At 30.2% G+C, this 22,097-nt stretch carries 16 protein-coding genes and 1 riboswitch; of the genes, 7 read left to right on the plus strand and 9 right to left on the minus strand.

What is annotated here, in order from left to right; genetic code table 11:
- Positions 1-18: 18 nt before the first annotated feature.
- A complete protein-coding gene (gene gcvT, locus FP421_RS02455) occupies positions 19-1,104 on the minus strand; it encodes a glycine cleavage system aminomethyltransferase GcvT (RefSeq protein WP_159947264.1) in 1,086 nt (361 codons plus the stop codon).
- 311 nt (positions 1,105-1,415) lie between these two features.
- Here gcvT and FP421_RS02460 point away from each other — a divergent pair, with 311 nt between their 5' ends.
- A complete protein-coding gene (locus FP421_RS02460) occupies positions 1,416-1,637 on the plus strand; it encodes a VF530 family protein (RefSeq protein ID WP_114426442.1) in 222 nt (73 codons plus the stop codon).
- A gap of 150 nt (positions 1,638-1,787) precedes the next feature.
- Here the strand turns inward: FP421_RS02460 and FP421_RS02465 are convergent, their stop codons facing one another.
- The 6 genes from FP421_RS02465 to lysA form a co-directional block, all read right to left on the minus strand.
- A complete protein-coding gene (locus FP421_RS02465) occupies positions 1,788-2,723 on the minus strand; it encodes a sterol desaturase family protein (protein ID WP_159947266.1) in 936 nt (311 codons plus the stop codon).
- Positions 2,724-2,827: 104 nt separating this feature from the next.
- Positions 2,828-5,179: a type IA DNA topoisomerase gene (locus FP421_RS02470; protein WP_159947268.1), complete on the minus strand. Its 2,352-nt coding sequence runs from the start codon at positions 5,177-5,179 to the stop codon at positions 2,828-2,830.
- A gap of 343 nt (positions 5,180-5,522) precedes the next feature.
- Positions 5,523-7,646, minus strand: coding sequence for a Tex family protein (locus FP421_RS02475; RefSeq protein WP_159947270.1), 2,124 nt, complete (start codon positions 7,644-7,646; stop codon positions 5,523-5,525).
- Between the two features lie 81 nt (positions 7,647-7,727).
- Positions 7,728-8,243: a GNAT family N-acetyltransferase gene (locus tag FP421_RS02480; protein ID WP_159947272.1), complete on the minus strand. Its 516-nt coding sequence runs from the start codon at positions 8,241-8,243 to the stop codon at positions 7,728-7,730.
- Between the two features lie 4 nt (positions 8,244-8,247).
- Entirely contained in the window at positions 8,248-8,862 is a 615-nt protein-coding gene (locus tag FP421_RS02485) for a fumarylacetoacetate hydrolase family protein (RefSeq protein ID WP_159947274.1), read from the minus strand.
- A 90-nt stretch (positions 8,863-8,952) separates the two neighbouring features.
- A complete protein-coding gene (gene lysA, locus FP421_RS02490) occupies positions 8,953-10,194 on the minus strand; it encodes a diaminopimelate decarboxylase (protein WP_159947276.1) in 1,242 nt (413 codons plus the stop codon).
- A 227-nt stretch (positions 10,195-10,421) separates the two neighbouring features.
- Here lysA and FP421_RS02495 point away from each other — a divergent pair, with 227 nt between their 5' ends.
- The 5 genes from FP421_RS02495 (at position 10,422) to FP421_RS02515 (ending at position 17,404) form a co-directional block, all read left to right on the plus strand.
- On the plus strand, positions 10,422-12,275 hold the full coding sequence (locus FP421_RS02495) for a DNA topoisomerase IV subunit B (protein ID WP_159947278.1): 1,854 nt from the start codon (positions 10,422-10,424) through the stop codon (positions 12,273-12,275).
- Between the two features lie 84 nt (positions 12,276-12,359).
- Entirely contained in the window at positions 12,360-12,902 is a 543-nt protein-coding gene (locus tag FP421_RS02500; protein WP_159947280.1) for an ORF6N domain-containing protein, read from the plus strand.
- 139 nt (positions 12,903-13,041) lie between these two features.
- Positions 13,042-15,762: a DNA gyrase/topoisomerase IV subunit A gene (locus FP421_RS02505; RefSeq protein ID WP_159947282.1), complete on the plus strand. Its 2,721-nt coding sequence runs from the start codon at positions 13,042-13,044 to the stop codon at positions 15,760-15,762.
- A 3-nt stretch (positions 15,763-15,765) separates the two neighbouring features.
- Positions 15,766-16,101, plus strand: coding sequence for a DUF2834 domain-containing protein (locus FP421_RS02510; protein ID WP_159947284.1), 336 nt, complete (start codon positions 15,766-15,768; stop codon positions 16,099-16,101).
- Positions 16,091-17,404: a LuxR C-terminal-related transcriptional regulator gene (locus tag FP421_RS02515; RefSeq protein ID WP_159947286.1), complete on the plus strand. Its 1,314-nt coding sequence runs from the start codon at positions 16,091-16,093 to the stop codon at positions 17,402-17,404. Before FP421_RS02510 ends, FP421_RS02515 begins: the two co-directional genes overlap by 11 nt.
- A 189-nt stretch (positions 17,405-17,593) precedes the next feature.
- On the opposite strand, the gene FP421_RS02520 is transcribed toward FP421_RS02515, so the two are convergent.
- Positions 17,594-18,727: an ABC transporter substrate-binding protein gene (locus FP421_RS02520; RefSeq protein WP_159947288.1), complete on the minus strand. Its 1,134-nt coding sequence runs from the start codon at positions 18,725-18,727 to the stop codon at positions 17,594-17,596.
- Positions 18,724-19,761, minus strand: a complete 1,038-nt coding sequence (locus tag FP421_RS02525; protein WP_159947290.1) for a GMP reductase — start codon at positions 19,759-19,761, stop codon at positions 18,724-18,726. Before FP421_RS02525 ends, FP421_RS02520 begins: the two co-directional genes overlap by 4 nt.
- Before the next feature lie 75 nt (positions 19,762-19,836).
- Positions 19,837-20,053, plus strand: a riboswitch (cobalamin riboswitch).
- An 84-nt stretch (positions 20,054-20,137) separates the two neighbouring features.
- On the opposite strand from FP421_RS02525, the gene FP421_RS02530 reads away from it, so the two are divergent.
- Entirely contained in the window at positions 20,138-22,048 is a 1,911-nt protein-coding gene (locus FP421_RS02530; protein ID WP_159947292.1) for a TonB-dependent receptor plug domain-containing protein, read from the plus strand.
- The last annotated feature ends 49 nt before the right edge of the window (positions 22,049-22,097 follow it).

Below are 22,097 nucleotides of genomic sequence, written 5' to 3' on the forward strand. Positions count from 1 at the left end.
TTGTATAAAGTTGTGTAATTATCGTTTATAAAAAGGCAATTTTACAACAGCTGCAGGAATTGCTTTTTTACGTACCTGAATAAAAATTTGAGAACCAGATTTCATCAATTCTCTTGGAACATAACCCAAACCAATTCCTTTTCCTAAACTCGGACTCATGGTTCCTGAAGTTACTTTTCCTATGCTATTTCCATTTTCATCCACAATATCATAACCTTGTCTTGGAATTCCTCTTTCGTTCAATTCAAAAGCAACTAAACGTCTATTTGGTTTTTCTTCTTTTTGTTTGGCTAATGCATCAGCATTTACAAAGTCTTTGGTAAATTTTGTTATCCAAGCTAAACCTGCTTCAATAGGAGAAGTTGTATCGTCAATATCATTTCCATATAAACAATAGCCCATTTCTAAACGTAAAGTATCTCTTGCCGCTAAACCAATTGGTTTGATTCCGAAATCAGCCCCAGCTTCAAAAACTTTGTTCCAAATTTGTTCAACTTCCGAGTTTTTACAGTAGATTTCAAATCCACCAGAACCAGTATACCCAGTTGCAGAAATAATGACGTGTTCTATACCCGCAAAATCACCTACGTTAAATTTATAAAAAGGAATTTCTGCCAAATCTAAAGAAGATAGAGATTGCATTGCCTCAACCGCTTTTGGACCTTGAATGGCTAACAGCGAATAATCATCAGATAAATCTCTTAAATCGGCTCCAAATTCTTTATTGTATTTGTTAATCCAGTTCCAATCTTTTTCAATATTTGATGCATTTACCACTAATAAATACGTGTTTTCTTTAATTCTATAACAAATTAAATCATCAACAATTCCCATGTTTTCGTTAGGAAAACAACTGTATTGTGCATCACCAATTTCTAATTTAGAAGCGTCATTAGTAGTCACTTTTTGAATCAATGCCAAAGCATTTTCACCCTCAACTAAAAATTCACCCATGTGGCTCACATCAAAAACACCCACAGCGCTTCTAACAGTTTCGTGTTCTATATTTATCCCTTCATAAGATACAGGCATATTAAAACCAGCAAAAGGAACCATTTTAGCACCTAAAGCTGTGTGAACATCGTGTAATGCAATATTTTTCATGTATAGATTTCTAAAAATTTCCGCTAAATTATTGAAAATTCCGCAATTGTTAGGCATTAAAATTCTGTTAATATTTTGAATATAAAAAAATAATAATAGTACATTTAGTAAAATCAGAATCGAATTAACATGAAGTTTATCAAAACTTTCTTATTTTTATTGTTTCTAATTGCTATCAAGAATAGAAGATGATACTTGAGTTACAAAAGGAGACCCTATTAACCTTTCTATAGAAGCACCAAGAACTACAAACGCTATTGAAAATGATGGCAAAAAGTCTATTTTAAAATAATTTATTTTACCTGATTTAGATGAGTAAAGAGCAACCCAATAATCCATTACATGGAATAAAATTAGCCACAATTTTAGAAGAATTGTATTTAGAATATGGTTGGGAAGAATTAGGGTATTCTTTAAATATAAACGCGTTTAAAAATAATCCTACTTATAAATCTTCTCTTAAATTTTTAAGAACTACACCTTGGGCACGAGAAAAAGTAGAAAAATTTTATTTAAAAAATATGATTGATTAGTTTTTTTGAAGCTATTTCCAGCTTTTCGTTATATCTTTTTAATTTTGTTCTCGATACAAGTTTGTTCATTCTTCAAAAATTTACTCGAACTGACAATTAAAAAGGATGCCACTTCAATCTGGGCTAGACTTGTTTGCTATTTTAAGAGAGTCATATTTTTTCTTGTTTTTTTAACAACTTTCTTTGCTGTTTAATTGTTAAAGAACTCCCATCATGACTCCAACCAGGTGCAGCAAAAGCATACATGAATTTGTGATACCAATTTTTAGATTTCTTCATGTCATTCCAGATATCTACATATTCATGCGTTAAAATAACAAGAGGATTGTATGAGTTTGGTGGATGAGTAACTCCATATTTAATATCGATATTTTCATCCAATTCTTTAAACGTGCCAAACATTCTATCGAAAATATTTAAAAATCCACCATGATTTTTATCCATATACTCAAAATTTTGAGAATGATGTACTTGATGCATGGTGTGGGTATTCATAAATTTTTCAATAAAACCTAATTTAGGTATAAATACAGAGTGCAATTGAAATTGCCACAAAGCCTCAATCCCCAAACAAACCACTAACATTTCTGGAGGAAAACCGATTGCAGGAATCCACATGTAAAAAAAAGGTTTGTAAAATATGGTAAACCAGCCATTTCTAACAGCTGTTCCTAAATTAAAATTTGAAGAAGAATGATGCACAATGTGTGCTGCCCAAAGCAAACGAATATTATGATTTTGTCTATGAAACCAATAATAACTAAAGTCGTCTAGCAACTGACAAAGAAGCCAAATATACCAAGCGTATCCAAAAGATTCATAACCCAAAACATTTGTGCGTACACCATCTACAATAGGATTAAAAAAATCATAGACAAAGTTAAATAAAACTATAGCAGCTATTGTTTTGGTTAAAGGAGCTAATATTACTGAGCCAATGCCCATTGAAAGGCTAGCTAGTAAATCTTTCCATTTGTATAGTTCTTTTGTCTCTTCTTTTTTGTGATGTTTACTATACGTTAATTCTAATAAAATTAAACCTAAAAAGCAAGGTACACCATACACTAATGGGTTTGTAAAATTCATTATTAATTGTTAGTTTTTGCTAAAACTAACCTAAAATGATGGAATAACAAAGAATATAGATTATTTATACTTTAATTTTAATAAAGCCTATATATAAAAGATTTTTATTGACTAATAATCTCCAATACCAGTTCTTTTGTCAATGGCTTTCCGTTGGCAATTTTTTTGATATTTTCGAAAGTAAACACAAAATCACAACCCTTTTTATAATCAGAACACCCATAAGCTGTTTTTCCTTTTAGGATTGTTCCTTTTTTACACTTAGGACAACTAATTTTTTCTGATGATTTCTCTATATTGTTCTTGTCATTTCGACCTTGTGCAGAAATCTTGTTTTTAGGTTCAAATTTTAAATCAAAACCATCATCAAAACGAATTAAACCTTCTGCTTTTTCACTCTCTAAAACAAAACCTTTTAAATTGGTTGTGCAACCTTTATCAATTAATCTAATTATTTGATTTTCAGAAATTTTCTTGTCTAAAAAAGAAAATGGAATTTTTAAATCGCAATTATTTTTATATTCAGAACAACCAAAAGCTGATGAGCCTTTTAACAATGTTCCTTTCTTACATTTCGGACAAGTTTTACCTTCTACTTGTTTTTTAGATTTTTTATCACTTCGACCTTGTGGAGAAATCTTTTGAGAATTTTCGATTGCATTCGAAGTGACATTAGAAGAAATTCTTTTTTTAGAAGTATTAGAACGTACTTCATAAACCAACTGATCTACCATTTTTTTCATGTTATTGATAAACCTTCCTGCATTGAATTCTCCTCGTTCAATTTCTTTTAAACGCTTTTCCCAACGTCCTGTCAATTCAGCTGATTTTAAAAGTTCGTTATCAATAATGTTAATTAAGTCAATACCAGTTTGTGTTGGTACTACCAATTTCTTTTTACGTTCTATGTATTTTCTTCTAAATAAAGTTTCAATAATACTTGCCCTTGTTGATGGTCTTCCAATTCCGTTTTCTTTCATCAAATCGCGCATTTCATCATCATCTACTTGTTTTCCTGCAGTTTCCATAGCACGTAAAAGAGAAGCCTCAGTATAATTTCTTGGTGGTTTGGTTTCTTTTTCTAAAAATGATAGTTCGTGTTTGCCTATTTCTCCTTTTAAAAAAGAAGGTAAAGTAGCTTTGGAATTGATTTCTTTTTTAACCTTACTTTCTTCAGTTTTAAAAACAATTCTCCAACCTTTGGTTAGAATTTCTTTTCCTGTTGTTTTAAACGGAACGTCAGCGGCTTTTCCCATAACAGCAGTGTTAGAAACATCAGAATCTGGATAAAAAACAGCAATAAATCTTTTGGTAATTATATCATAAACTTGTTGCTGATTGTATTGCAAATTCCCTTGAATTCCAGTAGGAATAATGGCATGGTGATCTGTTACTTTTTTATCATCAAAAACACGTTTGGTTTTCTTTATTTTTTTACCTAAAAGCGGTTGCGTTAGTTCACTATAATTGGTTAGTTTCGATAAAATACCGTGAATTTTAGGATACAAATCATTAGGTAAAAAAGTAGTATCAACTCTTGGGTAGGTAACTACTTTCATTTCATACAATTTCTGAACAATTTTTAGAGTATCATCTGCAGAAAATCCGAATTTATTATTACAATACACTTGCAACCCTGTTAAGTCAAAGAGTTTTGGAGCGTATTCTTTTCCTTTCTTTTTGGTAACAGAAACAATTTCAAAATCAGATTGCGCTACTTTATCAGCTAAAACTTGTCCATCTTCTTTCTTTAAAAAACGTCCATCTTCGTAATTAAAAAGTGTATCTCTATAGGTCGTTTGTAATTCCCAGTAAGGCTGTGGTTTAAAATTTTTGATTTCAAAATACCTGTTCACTAACATGGCTAGAGTAGGAGTTTGTACTCTACCCACAGACAAAACTTGTTTGTAACCACCAAATTTTACCGTATATAAACGTGTTGCATTTAAACCTAAAAGCCAATCTCCAATAGCTCTAGAATAACCTGCATAATATAAATTATCGTAATTTTCTGCAGGTTTTAAGTTGTTAAATCCGTCTTTGATGGCTTCTTCTGTTAATGATGAAATCCATAAACGTTGTACTTTTCCTTTATACTTACATTGGTTAATTACCCAACGTTGAATGAGTTCTCCTTCTGTTCCTGCATCCCCACAATTGATGATTACATCAGCTTTTTCGAACAAAGATTTTACAATATTAAACTGTTTTTTAACACCTGAATCGCCTGTAACTTTGGTATCAAAACGTTCAGGAAGCATGGGTAGGTTATTTAAATCCCAACTTTTCCAATGTGGCTTGTAATCTTTAGGTTCTAAAAGGGTACATAAATGTCCGAAAGTATAGGTTACAGCATAGCCATTACCTTCAAAATAACCATCACGTTTTGTGTTGGCTCCTAAGATGTTAGCAATTTCTCTTGCTACACTTGGTTTTTCGGCGATACAGACTTTCAATTATTGATTAATTTTTGGAAATTCGAAAATAGGAAAAATAATACTTAAGTTTTCTTACAATTCATGAATTTTTTAAATGAAAAATATTTCTTTTATTTGCTAATATTTATGCTCGAAAACCACCAAAGAAATCCGTTTTTAATTTTAGTTTTTACCTTTGTTGGTATGTTCATTAGATACGTATTCTTTTCATTGATTTCATTTGTTTTAGGTAATAAAATAAAAAACATATGGTCTTTTTCAGAAGGTTTTAAACAAATTGTCTACAATATTTTATTAACTTTTTTAATTTTTATAATATTTATTTTTTATGTAATTTATGATATTGTAAATAAATAATTTATTACTTCACCAAAGCCAATTGAATTCGTTTTCTACTTACATCAACCGCCAAAACTTTTACCACAATTTGTTGTTGTAGAGAAACAATGGCATTGACATCTTTTACAAAAGTATCTGATAAATTAGAAACGTGGATTAAGCCACTTTCCTTGATACCAATATCTACAAAACAGCCAAAATTGGTAATGTTATTTACAATTCCTGGCAAGAGTTGTCCAATTCTTAAATCAGCCATCGTTTTTATATTCTTATCAAATGAAAACACTTTAGCTTTCGCTCTTGGGTCAACCCCTGGTTTTTCTAATTCTTTGATGATGTCTTGCAACGTAGGTAAACCAACTGTATCTGAGATATAATTGTTAAGATTGATTTTTTGAAGCAACTCTTTATTACCAATAATTTCAGCTACTTTGGTATTTAAATCTTTCGTTATTTTATCAACCAAAGCATAACTTTCGGGATGTACGCCAGAATCATCTAAAGGATTTTTTCCATTCTTAATTCGTAAAAATCCTGCAGCTTGTTCGTATGCTTTTCCTCCTAAACGTGGCACTTTTTTTATTGCAGTCCTTGAGGTAAAAGCACCATTTTCGTTTCTATATTGTACAATATTTTCTGCTAGTTTTGGGCCAATTCCAGATACATAACTCAATAAAGATTCACTTGCAGTGTTGATGTTTACACCAACTGTGTTTACGCAACTTTCTACAACTGTATCCAAAGATTTTTTTAGCTTGGTTTGATCAACATCATGCTGATATTGACCAACTCCAATCGATTTTGCATCAATCTTAACCAATTCAGCCAAAGGATCTTGCAAACGTCTACCAATAGAAACTGCTCCACGAACTGTAACATCGTAATTTGGAAACTCGTCTCTGGCAATTTTAGAAGCGGAATAAATAGAAGCACCAGCTTCACTCACTACAAAAACATCTACAGGGTTTTTAAATTGAATTTTTTTAATCAACTGTTCTGTTTCTCTAGAAGCAGTTCCATTTCCAATAGCAATGGCTTCAATTTTATGAGCTTCAGCTAGAGTACTAATTTTCTTAATCGCATCAAAAGATTGATTTTGAGGAGCGTGAGGAAAAACAGTTTCGTTGTGTTTTAACTCACCTTGTGCATTCAAACAAACCACTTTACAACCAGATCTAAAACCAGGGTCAATAGCCAACACTCTTTTTTCGCCCAAAGGCGCGCCTAATAATAACTGTTTTAGGTTTTTAGAAAACACAACAATAGCTTCATCATCTGCTTTTTCTTTGGCTTTTGATAATGCTTCATTTGATAAAGAAGGAAATAACAACCGCTTAAAAGCATCTTGAATAGCTAGTTGAATTTGTGATGCACATTCGTTATGAGAACGAATGATTCTGTCTTCTATTTTTTGTAAGGTACGTTCTAAATCAATCTCAATTTTAACACGAATAAAACCCTCTTTTTCTGCTCTTAAAATAGCTAATAATCTGTGTGATGGAATTCGGTTTAAGGCTTCATTCCAATCAAAATAATCTTTAAATTTTTGAGCCTTTTCAGCATCAATTTCTTTTTTGATCACTTTTGATGAAATGGATGCAAAACGCTCTAATTGATGTCTGATACTATTCCTGATATCTGTACGTTCATTAATCCATTCTGCAATAATAAAACGTGCGCCTTCTAGAGCATTGTCAACTGTTTCAACTTCGTTGGAAGTATATTTAGAAGCAGTATATTCCAAATCATTTACACGTTGACTCATCATCATTTTTGCCAACGGTTCTAAACCATATAAACGTGCTGTTTCTGCTTTGGTTTTTCGTTTCTTTTTAAACGGCAAATACAAATCTTCCAAAGTAGTAATATCCTTTGTATTGTTGATTTTAGAAGTTAATTCTGGAGTTAAAGCACTTTGTTCTTCTAAAGCTTTTACGATTGCTTTTTTTCGTTTTTCTAAGGTCTGAAAAAGCTCTTTAAATTTTACAATTTCACCAATTTGAATTTCATCTAAATTCCCAGTCATTTCCTTTCTATATCTAGAAATAAAAGGGATGGTAGCGTCTTCATTTAATAATGAAAGCGTGTTTTTTATAGACTTTTCTGAAATCTTTGTTTGTTGGATTATATACTGATGAATTTGCATTTGCTTTCTGAATTTAACGAAATAAAAAACCTCATAAAACTGACTTTATGAGGTTGCGAATATACTTTTAAAATTGATAATTTAACAGATTACTTTTTCAAAAGCCAATCGTTTTGCGTTGTAACTGGTGTAGATAATTCCACAGTATTGATAGCCCATTTTTTTGATTAAGGATTGCATCCCTAAATTTTTTTCATGCGTATCAATTTTTAAACTTTTGATGCATTGGTTTTGTAGTTTTTGATGCAATTCCTCAAACACAAATTTGGCAATACCTAAACCACGAAATTCTTTTGCCATGGCTAATCTGTGAATTACTCCATAAGGTAAAGATTCATCAATAATCCAATTGCCGTCAATAACTTTTTTATAAGTAGGTTCTGGTCTAGTCGTAAACATTGTGGTTCCCATAATTGTGTTTTTATCATCCACAATTACATAACTTTCTTCATTTTTGATGTCATTTTCTACTTGTTCTGCATTCGGATATCCATTTTGCCATTGATCTATGCCTAATGATTTTAGTAGGTCTTTAGCATCATCAATGATTTCTATGATTCTTGAAACATCGTTTAGGGTAGAAAGTCGAATTATCATAAAATTAAATCATTTTAAAATCGAGTAATAATTCATCTTCGATATAACATTGTAAATGATCACCTTTAAAAATTTCTCCTTTACCTAAAGCAGGTGTTCCTGTGAAAATTAGATCACCAGGTTGTAAAGTCATATATTTCGAAATAAAAACAATAATATCAGCAAAATCATTTATCATATAAGCTGTATTGCTTTTTTGTTTTTCTTCACCATTAATAATTAAACTAAAGTTGATATCAGCCAAATTAGGAAATGCTGTAATTGACTTAAAACTAGATATGGGTGCAGCACCGTCAAAACCCTTGGCAAACTCCCAAGGATGTTTGGTTTCTCTAGCATCTTTTAGAATATCAGTAGCTGTATAATCAATACCAATTGCAATTTCAGAAATATAAGAATTTGCTTCTCTTTTTGTAATGTTTTTTCCTGCTTTTCCAATTTTGATGACTAACTCAACTTCGTAAATCAATTCGTTAGTAATACTACTTGGGTATATAACATCACAGTTTACAGCCAAAGCTGTTTCTGGTTTTGAAAAAATGAACTTTTTAGCTTTCTTTTTTTCTTTTATATCTTTTACATCAGTAACATAATTACTGCCAATTCCTAATACTTTCATTTCTGTTTGTTTTGTAATGTAAAAGTAAAAAAATATCCACCAAAAAATCGAAATTTTTTGATGGATTTTTATCATTGAGTTGCTTGTTTTTTAAGCTGTTGCTTCTTCTTTTACTTTAGATTTGGTTGGTAATTCAACTACTTCTTGATTGTGTAAAATATCTTGAATGGTCTGTCTTTTTCTAATTAAATAATCTTGACCATTTACTAACATTACTTCTGCAGGTAAATAGCGAGAATTGTAGTTAGAAGCCATTGAATAACAATACGCTCCTGCATTGTGGAAACATAATATATCTTCTTCAGAAATTTCTGAAATTCTTCTATTTGAACCAAAAGTATCAGTTTCACAAATATACCCCACAACACTGTAATATCTGTCTCTTCCTTCTGGATTAGAAATATTGGTAATGTTGTGATATGAATCGTACATCATTGGTCTTACCAAGTGATTAAAACCTGAATCTACATGAGCAAAAACTGTTGATGTGGTTTGTTTTACAACATTAACTTTCGCTAAGAATACGCCAGCTTCTGACACTAGAAATTTTCCGGGTTCAAACATTAGGGTAATATCTTTTCCATATTCTTCACAAAATTGATTAAATCTTGCAGAAAGTTGCACCCCTAATTGTTCAATATCTGTAGAAATATCACCTTCTTTATAAGGTACTTTAAAACCGCTTCCAAAATCTATAAAATCGATGTTTTCAAATTGTTTAGCAACGTCAAATAAAATTTCTGTTGCACGTAGAAACGTATCAATATCTAAAATATCAGACCCTGTATGCATATGAATACCATTGATGTTCATACCTGTATTTTCTACTACACGTTTAATGTGAGGTACTTGGTGGATTGAAATTCCGAATTTAGAATCGATATGACCTACAGAGATTTTTGAATTTCCACCTGCCATAATATGTGGATTGATACGCACACAGACTGGAATTTCAGGATGTTTTTGTCCAAATTGTTCCAAAATGGATAAGTTATCAATATTGATTTGTACACCTAAATTTGCAACTTCTTCAATTTCTTGTAAAGACACACCATTTGGTGTAAAAATGATATTTTTAGGGTCTATTCCTGTGGTTAATCCTAATTGTACTTCTTGATGAGATACAGTGTCTAAACCAGCACCTAAATTTTTGAAAAACTTTAAAATATTGATGTTGGATAACGCTTTAACTGCATAATTTAATTTTAAGTTTTTTACATCACTAAAAGCAGAGGTTAATCTGTTATATTGTGATTCTATTTTATCTGTATTGTAAACATATAAAGGACTTCCGTACTTGTTTGCGATTTCTAAAAGTTGTGTTCTTTCCACGGGTAAATGATTTATTTTGAGACTTCAAAAATAGTCAAAATGTTTAGTTGGTAAATAGTTTGTTTAAAAATATAACATATTGTTTTTTTTTGTGTTTTTTATACCCAAAATAATAGTTTTTAATCGTTGAAATCCTGTTGATAACTAATTGGTCTTGACGTTTCATTTTATATGCGTTAATGCTATATTAGCAAGTACTTCAAACCTAACCACAGTACCGATTTTTTATGAGTAAAGAAACGAAATATACAGAAGATAATATCCGCTCTTTAGACTGGAAAGAACACATTAGAATGCGACCAGGAATGTACATTGGTAAATTGGGTGATGGTTCTTCTGCTGACGACGGAATTTATATTTTGGTAAAAGAAGTTTTAGACAATTCTATTGATGAATATGTGATGGGTGCAGGAAAAACCATCGAAATTTCTATTCAAGGTAGTAAAGTTACCGTACGTGATTATGGACGTGGAATTCCTTTAGGTAAAGTAGTTGATGTGGTTTCTAAAATGAATACTGGTGGAAAATACGACTCCAAAGCCTTTAAAAAATCTGTAGGTTTAAATGGGGTTGGTACCAAAGCTGTAAATGCACTTTCGTCTTATTTTAGAGTAGAGTCTACACGAGAAGGAAAATCTGCTTCTGCAGAATTTTCTCAAGGAAACCTAGGAGAACAAGAATTTTTAGAAGAAACTTCTCGTAGAAAAGGTACTAAAGTCCAGTTTATTCCTGATGAAACTATTTTTAAAAACTACAAATTCAGAAATGAATATGTAGCTAAAATGTTGAAAAACTACGTGTATTTAAATCCTGGTTTGACCATCATTTTTAATGGAGAAAAGTTTTTTTCCGAAAATGGTTTAAAGGATTTATTGGAAGATAACAACAATCAAGATGATATGTTATATCCTATTATTCACTTAAAAGGAGATGATATTGAGGTTGCAATTACGCATAGTAAAACACAATATTCAGAAGAATATCATTCTTTTGTTAACGGGCAACATACTACACAAGGCGGAACACATCAATCTGCATTTAGAGAAGCTATTGTAAAAACCATACGTGACTTTTTCGGAAAGACTTTTGAAGCTTCTGATGTAAGAAAATCGATTATTTCTGCTATTGCTATCAAAGTAATGGAACCTGTTTTTGAGAGTCAGACCAAAACAAAATTGGGTTCTACAGAAATGGGGGGAGATTTGCCTACAGTTAGAACTTATATCAACGATTTTGTAAAAACAAAACTGGATAATTATTTGCATAGGAATACAGATGTTGCAGATAAATTGCAAAAGAAGATTTTACAAGCAGAGAAGGAGCGTAAAGAACTTTCTGGAATTCGAAAATTAGCAAGAGATAGAGCTAAAAAGGCTAGTTTACACAACAAAAAACTACGTGATTGTAGAATCCATTTAGGAGACACAAAAAAAGAAGCACATTTAGAAACAACCTTGTTTATTACAGAGGGAGACTCTGCTTCGGGTTCCATCACAAAATCAAGAAATGTAAACACTCAAGCGGTTTTTAGTTTAAAAGGAAAACCTTTAAATTCTTACGGATTAAGTAAGAAAATTGTATACGAAAATGAGGAATTTAATTTGTTGCAAGCTGCTTTAAATATTGAAGATGGTTTAGAAGATTTACGCTACAATAATATTGTAATTGCAACAGATGCTGATGTTGATGGTATGCATATCAGGTTATTATTAATTACTTTTTTCTTGCAGTTTTTTCCTGAGTTGATCAAAGAAGGACATTTGTATATTTTAGAAACACCTTTATTTAGAGTTAGAAATAAAAAAGAAACTTATTATTGTTATTCTGATGATGAGAAAAGAGAAGCCATTGAAAAACTAAGAGGCAAACCAGAAATTACCCGATTTAAAGGTTTGGGGGAAATTTCGCCAAATGAGTTTGTACATTTTATTGGTGATGATATTCGTTTAGATCCTGTAATGTTAGATAAGGAAATGTCTATTGAACAAATGTTACAGTTCTATATGGGTAAAAACACACCTGACAGACAAAAATTTATTATTAATAATTTAAAGGTTGAGTTGGATTATGTAGAAGATTAGATTCAGACCTCACAGGTTTTTAAAACCTGTGAGGTCTTTAGGATAAAATTAGAGTTCGCTATTTGCAACCTCAAGATTAGAAAAATGAAAGAAGAAGAAAAATTAATAATTCCAGATGAAATAATATCTAATAAAATCTATTTGATTCGTAATCAAAAACTAATGCTAGATAGAGATTTGGCAGAATTGTATCAAGTAGAAACAAGAGTTTTAAAGCAAGCAGTAAAAAGAAATATAAATCGTTTTCCAGATGATTTTATGTTTGAGTTGACAAAAATTGAATTTGAAAATTGGAGGTCACAATTTGTGACCTCCAATTCTGATAAAATGGGTTTACGTTATGCACCAATGGCATTTACAGAACAAGGAGTGGCAATGTTGTCAAGTGTGCTGAGAAGTGATAGAGCCATTGCTGTAAATATTAAAATTATTAGAATATTTACAAAAATGAGAGATTTACTGAGTGATAATTTAAGTTTACGATTAGAAATTGAAGAGATTAAAAAGAAAATGAATAATCACGATAAAAATATAGAACTCGTATTTTCTTATTTGGATGAATTAGTTGAGCGAAAAGAAGAGAAAAAAGAAAGAACACAAATAGGTTATAAAAAAGATAAAGAATAAGATAAAAGTTGTTAAACAAGCTTGCGTTAGGGATTGAAGTGGCATCCTTTTTATTTTTCATAAAAAGATATAACGTAAAGCCTGTTAAAACGCCCAAAGAATAAACAATTAAACTCTTAAACGAATAAACGTTTTTCAGATGAGTGAAGAAATAAACGAGAACGAACACGAAGAAGAATTAACAAATCAAGGAGAAAATCCTCAAGAGGAAACTATTACCAAAGTTACAGGAATGTACAAAGAGTGGTTTTTAGACTACGCTAGTTATGTAATTTTAGAAAGAGCAGTTCCATCTTTAGAAGACGGATTAAAACCTGTGCAGCGTAGAATTATGCATTCTATGAAAGATTTGGACGATGGACGTTACAACAAAGTAGCTAATATTGTTGGACATACCATGCAGTATCATCCACATGGAGATGCTTCAATTGCTGATGCTATGGTGCAAATTGGTCAGAAAGAATTGCTGATTGATATGCAAGGAAACTGGGGTAATATTTTAACTGGTGATAGAGCTGCAGCATCAAGATATATTGAAGCACGTTTATCAAAGTTCGCTTTAGATGTAGTTTTTAATCCAAAGACAACGGAATGGAAATTGTCTTATGATGGTCGTAGAAAAGAACCAATAGATTTACCTGTAAAATTCCCATTATTATTGGCACAAGGTGCAGAAGGAATTGCTGTAGGATTATCTACAAAAATATTACCACACAATTTTGTAGAATTAATAGACGCTTCTATAAAATATTTAAAAGGAAGAAGTTTTAAAATTGTACCTGACTTTTTAACAGGAGGAATTGCAGATTTTTCCAATTACAATGATGGCAAAAGAGGAGGTAAGGTGCGTATTCGTGCAAAAATATCTCAATTGGATAAGAAGACTCTAGTGATTAATGAGATCCCGTTTTCAACTACAACATCTTCTTTAATTGATAGCATTTTAAAAGCCAATGACAAAGGTAAAATTAAGATTAAAAAAATTGAAGATAACACAGCTGCAGAAGTTGAAATTTTAGTCCATTTACCACCAAATGTTTCTCCAGATAAATCTATTGATGCTTTATATGCTTTTACCAATTGTGAAACTTCTATATCACCTTTGTGCTGTACAATTCAAGACAATACACCAGTGTTTTTAGGAATTTCCGAATTGTTAAAACACTCCACAGATTTAACTGTAGAATTGTTAAAACGTGAATTAGAAATTCAGTTAAACGAATTAGAAGAACAATGGCATTTCGCCTCTTTAGAACGTATTTTTATTGAGAACAGAATTTATCGTGATATTGAAGAAGAAGAAACTTGGGAAGGTGTAATTGAAGCAATAGATAAAGGGTTACAACCTCACATCAAACACTTAAAAAGAGCCGTAACAGAAGAAGATATTGTTCGTTTAACAGAAATTCGTATCAAAAAAATATCAAAATTTGATATCGATAAGGCCAAACAATACATTGAAAGTTTAGAAGATAAAATTGCAGCAGTTAAAAATCATTTAGATAATTTAATAGATTTTGCAATTGATTATTTTAAAAATCTAAAAGACAAATACGGAAAAGGAAAAGAACGTAAAACAGAAATTCGAATTTTTGATGATATTGTGGCATCAAAAGTAGCGATGAACAATGCAAAATTGTATGTAAATAGGGCAGAAGGGTTTATTGGAACATCTTTGCGTAGAGATGAATTTGTATGTGATTGTTCTGATATTGATGACATTATTATCTTTAGAAAAGATGGTAAAATGATGGTGACTAAAATCGATTCCAAAACTTTTGTTGGTAAAGATATCATTCATGTGGCTGTATTTAAAAAGAAAGACAAACGTACTGTGTATAACATGATGTACAAAGATGGTACTAAAGGGCCAAGTTATATGAAACGTTTTAATGTAACCTCTGTAACGCGTGATAAAGAATATGATTTAACCAATGGAAGTAAAGGCTCAAAAGTTTTATACTTTACGGCAAACCCTAATGGAGAAGCTGAAGTGGTTACCATTAATTTACGAGCAGTTGGTAGTATTAAAAAGCTAAAATGGGATATTGATTTCGCTGATTTAGCCATTAAAGGACGTGGTGTTCGTGGAAATACCATAACCAAATTCGCTATAAAAAGTATCGAGTTTAAAGAGGCAGGAGTATCAACTTTAAAACCTCGTAAAATTTGGTTTGATGATGCTGTACAGCGCTTAAATGTTGATGATAGAGGGGAGTTGTTAGGAGAGTTTAGAGCCGAAGATAAGTTACTTATTATCACTCAAAGTGGAAAAGCAAAAGCGGTAAAACCAGATTTGGCAATGCACTTTGATGATGATATGATAGTTTTAGAAAAATGGAAACCTAACAAACCAATTTCTGCCATTTATTTTGATGGAGAAAAGGAAAAGTATTATGTAAAACGCTTTTTAATAGAAACTCCAGAGAAAGAAGAAGAGTTTATTTCTGATCATCCCAAGAGTCAATTAGAAATCGTGGCAACAGATTACAGGCCAATGGCAGAAGTTCAGTTTTCGAAACGAAGTTTAGAAAATATTGAAGTCAATTTTGAAGAGTTTATTGCTGTAAAAGGAATTAAAGCACTTGGCAATCAATTAACAACTGATAAGATTAAGAATGTAAACTTGTTAGATGCATTACCTTTTGACGAACCAGAACCTCCAACATCTAAAGAAATGGAAGTGGTAGATGAAGAAGTGATTGAAGATAAGTTGCCAATTGAGGTCCCTGTGGTAGAAAAAAAAGATTCTAAAACAAGTTCTGTTCAGAGTAAAGAAGATAAAAAGAAAGATTTACTTAAAAAGGCAATTCAAAAAAAGAAAGAGAATACAGATGATACTCAACAATCTTTGTTTTAAATAATGAAGCTAAAACATTTATATTTATTACTATCTGTTCTAGGAATTTGTTATACTTGGTATTATAATATTCAGTGGTTTCAATCTGTTGAAAATCCTGCTTTTTTAAATTTCTTTCAAGATGCACAACAAAATTTTGCAGGAAAATCTTTTGGAGCAGATTTAACAGTTGTCTGTTTGACTTTCTTTGTTTTTATGATTCCTGAATCAATTCGGTTAAAAATTAAATATTGGTGGATTTTAATTCCGTTAACATTTCTAATCGCTATTGCGTTTACTTTTCCCCTATTTTTATATATTAGGGCAAATACTATTGAAAAGACATTGAATGAAGTTTAAACTACTATTTTTTTTCTTTTTCATTTCTATTTGTGTTTTTTCGCAATCTGAGATTTATTATTTTAAAGATACTTCTAATTCTTTAACATTAGAAGAGGTTTCAAATAATGAATTTACCCTTTTAGAAGAACAGGTATTAGAGACCTATTCTAACGCTTCTCATTGGTTCAAAATTCCAGCTTATCCAACAGATTCAGAGTATATTTTTAGAATTTTATATGAAAGAATAAATAAGGCTAATGTTTATCAAAACTCTCAAAGCATTGAAAAGCTAGCTCATCAACGTTTTTTAAGCTATCAATTTTCAAGAAAATATGATGTTTTTGTAAAAGTAACTCCAAAATTACACTCTTATATTCCAATTGATTTTGAAGTAAAGGAAGAATCAATAAAAAAAGAGCAGAACTTTTTATTGTTTAATGGCTTCTATTACGGATTTGCTTTTTTAGTAATCATCTATAATTTGTTTTATTACCTTTTATTTAAAGATGATGCTTTTTTATATTATTCATTGTTTTTAAGTAGTTTGATTTTTGGTGTTTTTACGATGGATGGAATGCTAAATTTTTTCGAGTTAAGTGACAAAATGAAAAATATACTAATGATATCAAACTATATCTTTTTGGCTTTTTTTTCATCTAAATTTACTAACAGTTATTTGTTTTTAGAGATGTATTATCCAAAACTAAAAAGATTTAGTTATGCTATTGGTGTTTTTATTGTTTTTTTAGGAGGAATTTATTTGATTATTGAAAATTATTACTATTTACTTTTAATAAATATATTAGTTTTTTCATTACTAATTATATATTGGATTTGCTCACTTTTATTATTCAATAAAAATTTTTACACTAAAATTTTAGTATTTGCATATGTAATTCTTTTATTTTCTGGAATTGATTTTTTTATACTGAAGTTTTTAGGTGTTTCATTAATAGATATTAATGCTACTACTATAAAAATTGGATCTTATATAGAAATGATAGTGCTTTCTATTGGTGTTATATATAGGATGAACACTTTGAAACATGAAAACAAATTGATGCGAAATGAGATTATTACTTATTCAATGCAATTATCAAATTTAGAAGAATCTCAACACCAAGATGAAAAATCTAATATTAATAATTTAAGTCATAGAGAAAGACAAATATTTAATTTAATTGTATCAGGAAAAACAAATAAAGAAATTGCCTTAGAATTAAATATTTCTATAAACACCGTAAAATTTCATTTGAAAAACGTTTATGATAAGCTAAACATAAAAAGTAGAAAAGAAGCATTAACTTTTAATGTAATTTAGTGTTTATACTAGTGTTTAGTTAGAAAAAACTAATAAACTACCCATAAACTACCCGTAGTTTTAACTCAATATAGCTTTATTATCTTTAAATTTGAAAAGTCTTAAGGACAATTAATCCCCCAATTCATATATAGCCTTTAGTATTTTAATACTAAAGGCTTTTTAGTATTAAAATTTAAAATGTAACAATTATTGCATTTTCTCAAAGAATGTCATTCTGTAATTGGGTAGTAGTTCAGAATTAGTAATTTTAATCATATCCTTTAATACTAAATCTGGTCTTGTTGGTGCCAATTCATAATAAATAACGCCACCTGTTTTCCCTTTTTTAGTGGATGGAGTATAAATTTTATCATTTTCAAAAGCTTTGAATTTAGCATACAATTGGTTGCTATTTAATAATTGTTCTTTTGATGAAAAATAACCAGGAGCAATCCAAAAATCAGCATTTTGAGCTTTATCAAAAACACTTTCAAAACTTAATGATAAACTTCCTTTTCCATTAGAGTCTTGCCACAAATAATTCAAGTTAGCATCTTTTAGAAACTGCGCTACAAAACTCTCACCAGCTGGTAAGTTCCAAATATCTTTACTCATAATAGCACCAGATAAAACAGTTGGTTTTTTTACATTTTTTAAAGCGATTTTTTTAGCAGTCAAATAATTAGTTTCTATGACATTAAAAATACTATCAGCTTGTTGTTCTTTATCAAATAAAATCCCAAAAAATTTAATCCATTCTGCTCTTCCTAAAGGAGTTTCTTCTAACCAATCTCCGTTATAAATTACATTTATTCCTGCTTTTTGTATTGTAGTTAAGGATTTATCTGCAGAAGAAACACTGTAGCCAACTACCAAGTCAGGTTGTAAATCCAATAAAATTTCAGTGTTTAATGAGCTTTCTTTACCAATTTCTTTGATGTTACCAGCATCTATTAAAGCTCTTGTTTTTTTTGAAGAAACATACTTTGAATACGGAAACCCAATAATTGATGTTTCCTCATTTAAATATTCTACCATAGGAATATGAGTAGTTGAGGTTACCACAATTTTCTCAATTGGAACTTCAATATTTAAATTTGATGAATTTTTATTTTTTGTTGAGTTTTTATGTTGAATTTCATATTCAAAAACTTCATTAGAATTTTGATAAGCTGATTTTATAATTAGTTTTTTAGTTCCGTTTTTATCAATAATATCAAAACCTTTTGCATATTTTATGATGCTTTTCTCAATTGGTTTGATAGCATTTTTTATAGGTTCTTTTTTACAGGAAAAAAAAACTAAAAACGAACAACTAAAAATGAAAAACTTTTTAATCATGAATATACTTGATTTTCTTGTTCTTGAACTCTGATAAATGTGGTTCTTTTTGTCAGTTCTTTTAATCTTTTTGCACCAACATAAGTACATGTTGAACGAATTCCACCTAAAATATCTATAATGGTATCTTCAATATCACCTCTAAAAGGAACTTCTACTGTTTTACCTTCTGATGCTCTGTAATTGGCAACCCCACCAGCATGTTTATTCATTGCAGTTTCAGAACTCATACCATAAAAAACTTTGAATTGTTCTCCGTTTTTATCAATAAATTCACCACCACTTTCTTTGTGACCTGCCAACATTCCACCCAACATTACAAAATCTGCACTACCACCAAAAGCTTTAGACAAATCACCAGGGATTTTGCAGCCACCATCAGAAATAATATGGCCTCCCATTCCGTGAGCTGCATCTGCACATTCTATAATTGCTGATAACTGAGGATATCCAACTCCTGTTTTTACGCGAGTAGTACAAACAGAACCTGGACCAATACCAACTTTTATAATATCTGCACCAGCCAATAATAATTCTTCAACCATTTCTCCAGTAACAACATTACCTGCAATAATGACTTTATTAGGATGATTTTTTCGCATTTTTTGAACAAAGTTTACAAAATGTTCTGAATATCCATTTGCAACATCTATGCAGATAAAATTAATCTGAGGAAACTCATTTAAAATAGTTTTCACTTTCTCAAAGTCTTCCTTTCCTGTTCCTGTGCTAACTGCAATATTATTTAATGTTTTATCAGTAGTGTTTGTGGCAAAATCTCTCCATTCTTCAATAGCGTAGTGTTTATGAATTGCCGTAAATAAATTATGTTTTGATAATGCTTTTGCCATTTCAAAAGTACCTACAGTATCCATATTTGCAGCCATTATAGGAATGCCTTTCCATACAACATCACTATGAAGAAAAGTAAATTCTCTTTCTAATGTTACTTGCGATCGTGATTTTAAAGTTGATCGTTTTGGACGAATCATTACATCTTTAAATCCTAATTTTAAGTCATTTTCAATTCTCATAAGTCATAAAACATTTAAAAGCTAAAGGTATAAAATTTGTGTTCGATTTTATTAGAATCTTAAAAAGAATACATCTACTTTTGTTTTGAATTTGGTTTCCGATTTTTTATCGGAATTAAAAGGGAATCTGGTGAAAAACCAGAACTGTTCCCGCAACTGTAAGTTTATGCTGAACTAGTTTCAGCACCTCATTAGAGGATGTTATTATTCTTATGTCACTGACCTTAAAAAAGTTGGGAAGGCAAATAACATAAAAACGAGTCAGGAGACCTGCCATTTTCACGAGTTAAAAACTTTCGGGATAAAAGTTTATGTACTAATCTCTATTCGTACACAAAATTTACCTGATTTATTGTATCAATTAAATCATTAAAAAATGAACAAACAATTTGTAATTGTTAGTGCTTTGGCATTTAGTTTTGCCAGCACAAATCTTTTTGCACAAAAAAAACAAACGCAAAAAGAAAAAGTAGAAAGCTTAGACGAAGTTGTAATAACTGCAACAAAGTTTAAAACCAGTAAAAAAAATATTGGTAAAGTAGTTTACAAAATTAATCAAGAGACTATTAAAAATAGTCAAGGAAGAACAGTTGTAGATTTATTAAATGACGTTCCTGGTATTGAAATTAATGGTAATTTTAGCACTAAAGGACAAAATTTAGGGTATTACATTAGAGGAGGAAGAAATAGACAGGTTGCCATTTTAATTGATGGCGTTAACGTAAATGATCCATCATCCTTTAATGGAGATTTTGACTTACGTCAGATAGACATTAATCAAATAGAAAGCATTGAGGTTTTAAAGGGAGCATCCTCTACGTTATATGGAACAGGAGCTGCAACAGGTGTTATTAACATCATCTTAAAAAAATCATCAAAAGATAGTTTTTCTGGAACTTTTACTTCTTCTGTAGGAACAAATTCATCAAGTGAAAATAATAGTTTTTCAGCTAAAGAATTTGCTACCAATTTTAATTTTAATGGAACTTTAGGAAAAGTAGATTATTTATTGGCTCTAAATGCAAATGGTTCTGCTGGTTTGTCTGCAGCAGAAAGTACTACAAATACTCAATTTGAAGAGGATAAATTTTCAAGAGAAAATGTTTTATTAAAGTTAAATTACCATATCAACAAAAATATTAAGGTTGGAGTTTTTACAAGTATAGATGAGTTTTCTACTGATTTTGATGGGTTTGATTATGATCCAGTAACTTTTGCAAGTATACCTGCTGATAAGAATAATAACCTGAATAGTTCTCAAAAAAGATTAGGGGTAAATCTTGATTATAAATATCAAAAAGGAACCCTAAAAGTAAGGACTTTTTTAACTGATATTGAAAGAAATGAAACGCCTTCAAATGACTTTTTTAGAGGAGAAGTTTACGGATTCGATATTTTTAATCATTATAAGTTCAATCCCAATTTTTCTTTTTTACTAGGTTTTACTTCTCAGTTTCAAGATATGGAACAAAGAACTACTTACAGAACAATAGAAGAAGGGAAAGGTAAACAGCATTTTTATGATCCCTATTTATCATTTAACTATGTTTCTAACTTTGGGTTGAATGTAAATTTAGGAACTCGTGTAAATATTCATAGCGAATATGGTAGCAATGTGGTTTATAATATAAATCCATCATATAATTTTAAAATTAATGATAATGATGTAAAAATATTTGCTTCGTATAGTACTGCTTTTGTGACACCAACTTTATCAGAAATTTTCACAAAACTACCTACAATCAATGAACTATTACCAGAAGAAGATAGTACAATTGAAGGTGGTTTTAGTTTTAATACAGATGATTTTTCTTTTAATGCAACTTATTTCTACAGAGAGGAAACTAATAAGATTGGTTTTGATCCTAATACCTTTCAAACAATTAATGATTTTGGAACCTTTTTAGCAAAAGGAGTAGAAGCAGAAGTTACATATAAAGCTTCAGAAAAATTGAGTTTACTTGCTAATTATACATACATAGATAGAGATGAGAGCTTGTTGCTAAAAATACCTCAAAACAAGTTTTTTGCAAAAGTAAATTATCAATTACTAGCATCAACTTTTACCTCATTAAATTATAGATTTGTTGATGAGACAAAAGATTTTGGAAACATAGATTTATCATCTTACAATGTAATTGATTTCTTTATAAATCACAGTTTGTTAGAAGGTAAGGTTACTTTTTATGGAGCAGTTACTAATATTTTTAATGAGGATTTTCAAGAAATTGCTGGTTTCACTTCAAGAGGTAGAAATTATAATCTAGGAGTAAAAATAAATTTATAATAAAAAGCTAAATTATACAACGTAGAAAGGCTCCATTTTTGGAGCCTTT

Source organism: Polaribacter septentrionalilitoris (assembly GCF_009832745.1).
Classification (GTDB): domain Bacteria; phylum Bacteroidota; class Bacteroidia; order Flavobacteriales; family Flavobacteriaceae; genus Polaribacter; species Polaribacter septentrionalilitoris.